The 8,037-nt window shown below is 41.3% G+C and carries 12 protein-coding genes; all 12 read left to right on the top strand.

Going from position 1 to position 8,037, the window contains the following annotated elements; genetic code table 11:
• Positions 1-165: 165 nt before the first annotated feature.
• The 12 genes from rpsP to PS3_RS06090 all read left to right on the top strand — a co-directional run bounded on the left by rpsP (position 166) and on the right by PS3_RS06090 (position 7,987).
• Positions 166-441, top strand: a complete 276-nt coding sequence (rpsP, locus tag PS3_RS06145; protein WP_007122380.1) for a 30S ribosomal protein S16 — start codon at positions 166-168, stop codon at positions 439-441.
• Between the two features lie 147 nt (positions 442-588).
• Positions 589-1,098 carry a ribosome maturation factor RimM gene (rimM, locus tag PS3_RS06140; RefSeq protein ID WP_007122379.1) on the top strand — a complete coding sequence of 170 codons (510 nt, stop codon included), beginning with the start codon at positions 589-591 and terminating at the stop codon, positions 1,096-1,098.
• Entirely contained in the window at positions 1,098-1,850 is a 753-nt protein-coding gene (gene trmD, locus PS3_RS06135) for a tRNA (guanosine(37)-N1)-methyltransferase TrmD (protein ID WP_007122378.1), read from the top strand. The genes rimM and trmD overlap by 1 nt, the downstream gene beginning before the upstream one ends.
• A 106-nt stretch (positions 1,851-1,956) precedes the next feature.
• The gene (locus PS3_RS06130) at positions 1,957-2,574 is read left to right on the top strand and encodes a TetR family transcriptional regulator (RefSeq protein WP_040468386.1); all 618 of its coding nucleotides are present in this window, start codon (positions 1,957-1,959) and stop codon (positions 2,572-2,574) included.
• A gap of 10 nt (positions 2,575-2,584) precedes the next feature.
• Positions 2,585-2,884: a YciI family protein gene (locus PS3_RS06125; protein ID WP_040468384.1), complete on the top strand. Its 300-nt coding sequence runs from the start codon at positions 2,585-2,587 to the stop codon at positions 2,882-2,884.
• A gap of 6 nt (positions 2,885-2,890) precedes the next feature.
• Positions 2,891-3,412 carry an NAD(P)H-dependent oxidoreductase gene (locus PS3_RS06120; protein ID WP_040468383.1) on the top strand — a complete coding sequence of 174 codons (522 nt, stop codon included), beginning with the start codon at positions 2,891-2,893 and terminating at the stop codon, positions 3,410-3,412.
• 11 nt (positions 3,413-3,423) lie between these two features.
• Positions 3,424-4,413: an aldo/keto reductase gene (locus PS3_RS06115; protein WP_007122377.1), complete on the top strand. Its 990-nt coding sequence runs from the start codon at positions 3,424-3,426 to the stop codon at positions 4,411-4,413.
• Positions 4,413-5,039 carry an SDR family oxidoreductase gene (locus tag PS3_RS06110; protein WP_007122376.1) on the top strand — a complete coding sequence of 209 codons (627 nt, stop codon included), beginning with the start codon at positions 4,413-4,415 and terminating at the stop codon, positions 5,037-5,039. The genes PS3_RS06115 and PS3_RS06110 overlap by 1 nt, the downstream gene beginning before the upstream one ends.
• Before the next feature lie 25 nt (positions 5,040-5,064).
• The gene (locus PS3_RS06105; RefSeq protein ID WP_040468381.1) at positions 5,065-6,825 is read left to right on the top strand and encodes a 1-deoxy-D-xylulose-5-phosphate synthase; all 1,761 of its coding nucleotides are present in this window, start codon (positions 5,065-5,067) and stop codon (positions 6,823-6,825) included.
• A gap of 120 nt (positions 6,826-6,945) precedes the next feature.
• The gene (gene rplS / locus PS3_RS06100) at positions 6,946-7,302 is read left to right on the top strand and encodes a 50S ribosomal protein L19 (RefSeq protein ID WP_007122374.1); all 357 of its coding nucleotides are present in this window, start codon (positions 6,946-6,948) and stop codon (positions 7,300-7,302) included.
• Between the two features lie 110 nt (positions 7,303-7,412).
• Positions 7,413-7,643 (top strand): hypothetical protein, encoded by a 231-nt coding sequence (locus PS3_RS06095; protein WP_040468380.1) that lies wholly within the window; start codon positions 7,413-7,415, stop codon positions 7,641-7,643.
• A 107-nt stretch (positions 7,644-7,750) separates the two neighbouring features.
• The gene (locus PS3_RS06090; RefSeq protein WP_040468378.1) at positions 7,751-7,987 is read left to right on the top strand and encodes a hypothetical protein; all 237 of its coding nucleotides are present in this window, start codon (positions 7,751-7,753) and stop codon (positions 7,985-7,987) included.
• Positions 7,988-8,037 lie beyond the last annotated feature (50 nt).

The raw sequence follows: 8,037 nt of genomic DNA, 5'->3' as shown, positions 1-8,037 counted from the left end.
AAGAATTGGCTAAACTTGCTATTTATCTATCTTGCATTATAATTTATTTTTCACTGGGTTTCGAAACTTTTGGAAAATTTGAACTGTCAAGAAAAAAACCTTTACATCAAATTGAAAACTTGTTATAGTATTACATGTTGAAAAAGAAAAAGGAGGTGTCATGCCATGTCAGTTAAAATTCGTTTAAAGCGGATGGGTTCCAAGAAGCGTCCATTCTACCGGATCGTTGTTGCCGATTCTCGCGCACCACGTGATGGTCGTTTCATCGAATCATTAGGTACTTACAACCCATTAACTACTCCAAAGCAAGTAAACTTTGATGAAGAAGCAGTGATGGATTGGTTACAAAAGGGTGCCCAACCTTCAGATACTGTTCGTAACATGCTTCAAAAGGCTGGTGTTATGAAGAAGTTCCACGAAGCTAAGTACTCAAAGAACTAATGAATATTCACTAAGCGTGAGTATTCATGAGGAAACCTCTATTATATGAAATAGTAGGAATCTGATGCAGCTGCACTTATGCTTGGCTTAAATCATTAGTAACTCCCACAGGTTTGTGGGAGTTTTTGTCTATTATAGGAGAACAGGATGACCTTATATAAAGTTGGTAAAATAGTTAATACTCATGGTATCCGGGGCGAAGTAAAGGTAATTACTACGACGGATTTTGTCGAAGAACGCTTTCAAGTTGGTAATCAATTATGGATTGAACAAGCTGGGCAAGCACCAATTGCAGTCACTATTAAGCAAGCTCGGCCACACAAGGGAACCATGTTGGTGAAATTTGCTGAATTTGATAATATCAACGAAGTAGAGCATTTTCGGAATGCCCAACTCAGTGTGACGGAGGCGGATCAAGCCGAACTTGAAGAGGGCCAGTATTATTATCGTCAAATCATCGGCTTAAAGGTTCAGACCATTGATGGTCGTTCATTAGGGACAATTAAAGAAATCTTGGCTCCCGGAGCTAATGATGTCTGGGTGGTGCAACGAGAAGGCCAATCCGACCTGTTATTGCCGGTTATTGATGATGTGATTAAAAAAGTTGACTTAGATGCGGGATTGGTAACGGTTGAATTATTGGAGGGCTTAGAGTAATGCGAATTGATATTTTAAGTCTCTTTCCCAATATGTTTGCGGCACCACTAGGTGAATCAATTGTGGGGCGAGCTCAAGAAGACGGCCTTGTTGACCTTCACGTAACGGATTTTCGTCAATTTACCACAGATAAACACCGTCACGTTGATGATGCGCCCTTTGGTGGCGGCGCAGGGATGTTATTGCAAGCCCAACCGATTTTTGATGCCATGGATCACATCAAAAAAGAAATCGATGGTCAATTACCCAGGGGACGAGTGATCTTAATGGATCCAGCAGGGCGCAAGTTCGACCAGGACTATGCCCAGGAGTTGGCAGAAGAAGAACATCTGACCTTTATTTGTGGTCATTATGAGGGCTATGATGAACGGATCCGTCAGCTGGTAACGGATGAAGCTTCGCTGGGTGACTACGTGTTAACTGGTGGAGAATTAGCGGCCATGGTCATGATTGATGCAACAGTTCGGTTCGTACCGGGGGTTTTGGGCAACCAAGAATCACCAACGGGCGATTCTTTTTCTAATGGCCTGTTGGAGTATCCGCAATATACGCGACCGGCGGATTTTCGGGGGATGCAAGTTCCAGAAGTTTTGACGAGTGGGAACCATCAAAAAATTGCAGAATGGCGAATGCGTGAATCCTTACGTCGGACCTTATTGCGCCGACCTGATCTATTAGAAAAAGCCCATTTAAGCCCCGAACAAGCAATTATGCTACAAGACTTAAAGTTAGAATATGAGGATCTCGACTAGGGAATAGTTGACGATCCTTTTTCTTTTTGTAAATAATTTGACACAGAGTCAGATTAGCGTATAATGACATTAATTCGACACGGAGTCATATTAAAGGAGGTGGCTTGTGGCTAGAATAACCAAATGTGAATCGGAAGCCCGCCGGCAAGAGATTTTAAATGTTACGGCTAAGCTTTATCAGCAAATGTCATTTCATGATTTAAATCTAAAAATGATTGGCGAACAATTATCTTTTACCCGGACGGCTATCTATACCTATTTTGATAATAAAGAAGAAATCTTGTTGGGATTATTAGAGCGTGAGTATCTGCAATGGAATCAAGACTTAACAGATTTGTTAAATCAAATTCCATTAGAGAAAGAACAATTTACTAGTGAAATTGCCCAGTCTTTAGCTCGGCGGCCGTTGTTGCTGAAGATTTTGGCGGTCGATATGTCATCATTGGATGAAAAGAGTCGTCCCCAAGCCTTAATCCGTCTAAAAACTGTGTATGGGAAGTCAATTCAGTTGATCCAGTCTTTACTAAAGGCTAATTTTCCCCAGTTGTCATCAACGGAGATTGATCGGGTGGTCTTTGCTTTCTTTCCATTCCTGTATGGGGTTTATCCTTATACAGTAGTAACCGATAAGCAAAGACAGGCCATGGATCAAGCGGATGTCCCGTATGTCTACTGGTCAGCCGAAGAAATGATCAATAATTGTTTGCAGATGTTATTAAAATGAGAGGTCATCAATGTATCTAATAAATATTACAATTAAAGCCAATCAAGTTCCAAAGGATCAAGAAGTGGACTTGTTAGCCAAGCATCGTGCCTGGTTTAAGGGTCAGTATGAAGTCGGCAATTTTCTCTTAGTTGGTCCTTATCGGGATCGACCAATGGCTGGTCTAGTCATTGCCAAAGCCGCTAATCGTGATGAGTTACAAGCGATGATTGCCCAAGATGCTTACTTTCCTGATTTAGCAACTTACGAAATTAATGAATTTCAGGCGAATTTAATCGCCCAGCAAATTAATGACTATCAAGGAGAATAATTAATTATGAAGACGACAGTATTTGCCTTTCACCCGCACTTAAATGATGGTTCAAAGTTAAATCGAGCGCTAGCTCAGGTGGCCCAAGAGGCCGGATTCGAAGTACGTGACGAATATCAACTTTATCCTGATTTTAAAGTTGATGTTAAGGCTGAACAAGAAGCCTTGGATGCCACTGATCAAATAGTCTTGCAATTCCCAATATATTGGTATCAGGTACCACCTTTGTTGAAGCAATGGTTTGATGATGTTTTGGAATACGGCTGGGCGTATGGCTCCACTGGTAATGCCTTACAGGGTAAAAAATTATTGTTAGCACCTAGTTTTGGGGCTCAAGAGGCCGATTACACCCTCGATGGACGCTTTCAAACGACGGTGGAAGAGGTTTTAAAACCAATAGAAACCATTAGATTTCATACGGGATTAGAGTTAATGAAGCCTTTTGTAACCACTGGTGTTTTGGGGCTAACTGATTCAGCAATTACTAAGCAGGCAGAAGCATACGTAGCTCGTTTATCGGAAAATTAAAGGAGGACCTTATGGAATATACTCGTTTAGGAAATACCGGCTTACAAGTATCGAAAATCTGTTTAGGTGGAATGAGCTTTGGTGATGCTAATCTAGGGGGGATGCATCAGGGTTGGATCTTGGATGAAGAAGGTACTCGCCGGATCATCAAAAAGGCCTTATCGATTGGCATTAACTTCTTTGATACAGCCAATATTTATGGTTATGGAACCAGTGAAGAATATGTGGGACGGGCCTTAAAAGACTTTGCCAACCGTGATGAGGTTATCATTGCCACCAAGCTCTTCTTTGGTGATAGTTTAGAACCAGCGCCCAATACGACCGGCCTATCACGCAAAGCGATCTTTAATCAAGTGGAAGCCAGCTTGCGGCGTTTAGGAACAGATTATATTGACATTTTATACATTCACCGTTGGGACTATGAAACGCCAATTGAAGAAACGATGGCGGCACTAAATGATCTAGTCCGTGCCGGCAAAGTCCGTTATTTAGGGGCTTCTGCGATGTACACTTGGCAATTTCAAAAAGCACAATACGTGGCTGATAAGCATGGGTGGACAAAGTTCTCAGTGATGCAAAACCACTATAATATGTTATATCGGGAAGATGAACGGGAAATGATGCCATTTTGTAAGGATTCCGGCGTCGGTTTAGCCCCTTATAGTCCTTTTGCAGCCGGGCGGGTCATCCGTGACTGGGACGCCGATACCGCGCGAAGTCAGACGGATGAGATTGCTAAAAAGAAGTACGATGCCACCGAGGAACAAGATCTCGCAATTGTAAAGCGCGTGGCCGAACTAGCTGATCGCTATCAAGTCAGCCGGAGCCAAATTGCTTTAAATTGGCTTTGGAAAAAGGGCATTGATTCTCCAATTGTCGGGGTAACTAAAGAAGCTTATCTCGATGACTTTGCCGGGGCTTTTGATGTTACTTTAACGGATGAAGATGTCGCATATTTGGATGAAAAGTATCTGCCGCATAAGATTGTGGGGGCTTTATAATGAAAATTTTTGTTGCTGGAGCTAGTGGCCGTGTTGGTCACAAGGTGGTTCAAGAATTAGTCGCTGCTGGTCATCAAGTGGTGGCCGGATCACGAAATCCTGATTTAGCTATAGCTACAGAACAGATTGTTCCGGTTAAATTAGATTTGCATGCAGATCCCGAAACAATTAAACCGCTCTTATCGGAAGTGGAGGCGATTGTTTTTACAGCCGGATCAAGAGGCCAAGATCTATTACAAACGGACGCTTATGGGCCAGTTAAATTAATGCAGTTAGCTCAATCCTTAGGAATTAACCGTTTTGTAATGTTGAGTGCTCTATATACCTTGGAACCAAGTAAATGGTCTGAGAAACTGAAAAACTATTATATTGCCAAGTTTTTCGCTGATAATTATCTAGTGAACCAAACCGACCTAGATTACACGATTATTCAACCAGGGATCTTGGTAGATGAAGCCGGAACGGGGAATGTTATTTTAGGTGAACAGGGGTTAACGTCGATCCCAATTCCTGATGTTGCGAAGGTTTTGGCAACGGTAGTCGACCAACCGAATACATATCATCAGGTAATCCAGATTAATCCCGGTGAGCATTCGATTGAACAAGTTTTTACCGAATTAAATTAATTTCACATCTATAAAGGAGTTTATTATGGTCTTAAATCAAATTAATTCACCTCAAGACGTCAAGTCATTATCAAAAGAAGAATTAGTTCAACTTGCAGCCGAAGCACGGCAAGCTTTATTAGAAAAAACAAGTCAACATGGTGGTCATAATGGGTCAAACTTTGGGATGGTTGAAATGACCATTGCCCTACATTATGTCTTTAACTCGCCAGTTGATAAATTGATCTTTGATGTTTCCCATCAATCATATGTTCATAAAATGTTAACTGGGCGAGCGCAAGCCTTCTTGGATCCAGCTCACTACGACGATGTATCTGGATATACCAATCCCAAGGAAAGTGAGCATGATTTATTCACGATTGGACATACCTCAACTTCTTTAGCACTAGCTTCAGGGGTTTCTAAGGCCCGGGATGTCAAAGGTGACCAATATAATGTTGTAGCTGTCATTGGTGATGGATCGCTATCTGGTGGGATGGCTTATGAAGGATTGAATCAAATTGCCACTGAAAACACTAATCTGATCGTGATCGTGAATGATAACGATCAATCCATTGCTAAGAACCCTGCCGGTGGGATTTACACTGCTCTGCGGACTTTACGGCAAAGTAAGGGGACAGCGGAAGATAATATTTTCAAAGCCTTAGGTTATGATTACCATTACTTGGATGAAGGGAATGATCTTGAGCAATTAATTAAGCTCTTCCAAGATGTCAAAGACACTGATCATCCAGTTCTTTTGCATATCCATACGCAAAAGGGGAAGGGGATTCCATTTATGGAAGAAAATCGGGAAGCCTTTCACGCTGGTGGTCCATACGATCCGAAAACTGGAGCTTACCAAAGCTTTGGCAATAACGAACCTACTTATAGTAGCGTGACAACTGATTACCTAATGGACAAAGCCCAAAAAGATGCGGATGTCGTTACCATTAGTTCTGGTACGCCAATGTTTGCCTTTGATCAGCAACAACGCGAAGCCTTAGGGAGTCAATTTGTTGACGTCGGGATTGCTGAAGAAGAAGCGGCGACCATGTCAGCTGGATTGGCTAAGAACGGTGCCAAACCAGTTTGGTTTGTGGCCTCAACCTTTATGCAACGGACTTATGATCAATGGTCCCATGATATTGCCTTAAACAATTTACCGGCAACGGTGTTGGTTTACATGGCTTCCGTTAGCGGGATGAACGATGAGAGCCACTTGGGATTCTTTGATATTCCATTCTTAGCCCACATTCCAAACGTAGTTTACTTAGCACCTACTAGTAAAGAAGAACACTTAGCGATGATGGATTGGGCGATCGACCAAAAGGACCATCCAGTAGCTATTCGGGTGCCAGTGGGTCCACTGCGAGAAACGGGAGCGGTTGATCATACTGATTACTCCATTTTAAATAAGAATCAGGTAACGCAAAAGGGATCCCAAGTAGCCCTCTTTGGTTTAGGAAACTTCTATTCACCGGCTGAAGAAGTCGCTAAGAAATTAGCGGATGATCATGGAATTCAGGCAACGATCGTTAACCCGAAGTTTATCACGGGCTTGGATACGGAATTACTAGATAGTCTGGCAGATGATCATCAAGTAGTTGTAACCTTAGAAGATGGGATTTTAGAAGGTGGGTACGGTCAAATGGTGGCCAGTTACCTCGGTAATACTGATTTGAAGGTCCAAAATTACGGAGTGAAAAAGGCATATCCAGATCGTTACAATCCGCAAGATTACTTAGCTCAAAATGGCATTACTGTAGATAATATTGTCAATCAGGTTGTACAATCCTTAAAGTAAAATATAACTTGAACTAAGTACTGGAATGTGTTAAGTTAGTTATTGGCTATTAGCCGTGATTAACGGTGTTCCGCTGGTTCCGTGGGAACGAATGAATGTCGGCGAAAGGAAAAGATGATTATGCGTCAAAATCAATTAATCGAAAAGATCACTGCCAGTCAATTACGTAGTGATATCCCTGACTTCCGGGCCGGGGACACGGTGCGTGTTAACGCCCTCATTGTTGAAGGCTCACGTGAACGTGTGCAAGTGTTTGAAGGGGTGGTTATTAAGCGCCACGGTTCAGGTATCAGTGCTACCTATACTGTTCGGAAGATCAGTAATGGGGTTGGTGTTGAACGGACTTTCCCACTTCACTCACCACGAGTTGAAAAGATCGAAGTTGTTCGTCATGGTAAGGTTCGTCGGGCTAAGCTCTACTACTTACGTGAACGGACTGGTAAGAGTGCTCGGATCGCTGAACGGCGTCGAGGATAATTACCTGAAAAACCCTTGCATTAGTGCAAGGGTTTTTCTTTTTTAAAAGCTTAAAAATAAAGAAGATAATTGTGAATGATAATAATAATCAATACAGGTGGAGATGAAAAATGAAAATTACTGATCAAACATATATTTATGATATTGATGACGCCTTTTCTGGAAAATGGGTAAACGTAAGGTTTAAGAATGGACAAATCAAAAAAGTCTTTATGGTCGATATAGACTTTGATAATGATATTAGTGAAGCTATTGTATACAACACCACTGGAAGTTTTAGCTATGGGAATGCAATCTATTTAAAAGATGTCGACCAAATTGAAGTAACAAGTAAAGATTAATGTTAACTGACCTGAGTAAGTCGTTAAACTGCTCTTTTTCTAAAAGTTTAAAAATGAAGAAGATAATTGTGAATGATAGTTATAATCAATACAAGTGGAGATGAAAAATGAAAATTAATGACAAAACAAATATTTATGACGTTGATAAGGCGTTTGTTGGTGAGTGGGTAAACGTAACATTTAAAAGTGGCGAAGTAAAAAAGGTTTTTGTTTTGGATATTGATATCGAACCCGATAACGATATTGGCGACGCCATTATATATAACACCACTGGAAGTCTGAATTATGGTAATGATATTTATCTAAAAGATGTCGATCAAATTGAAGTAACAAGTAAAGATTAATATTGGCAGACCTAAGCAAGTCGTTAAACTGCTCTTTTATTATGCAAAAA

This window comes from Limosilactobacillus gastricus PS3 (assembly GCF_000247775.1).
Lineage (GTDB): Bacteria > Bacillota > Bacilli > Lactobacillales > Lactobacillaceae > Limosilactobacillus > Limosilactobacillus gastricus_A.
This window is presented reverse-complemented; position numbering and strand designations above follow the sequence as displayed.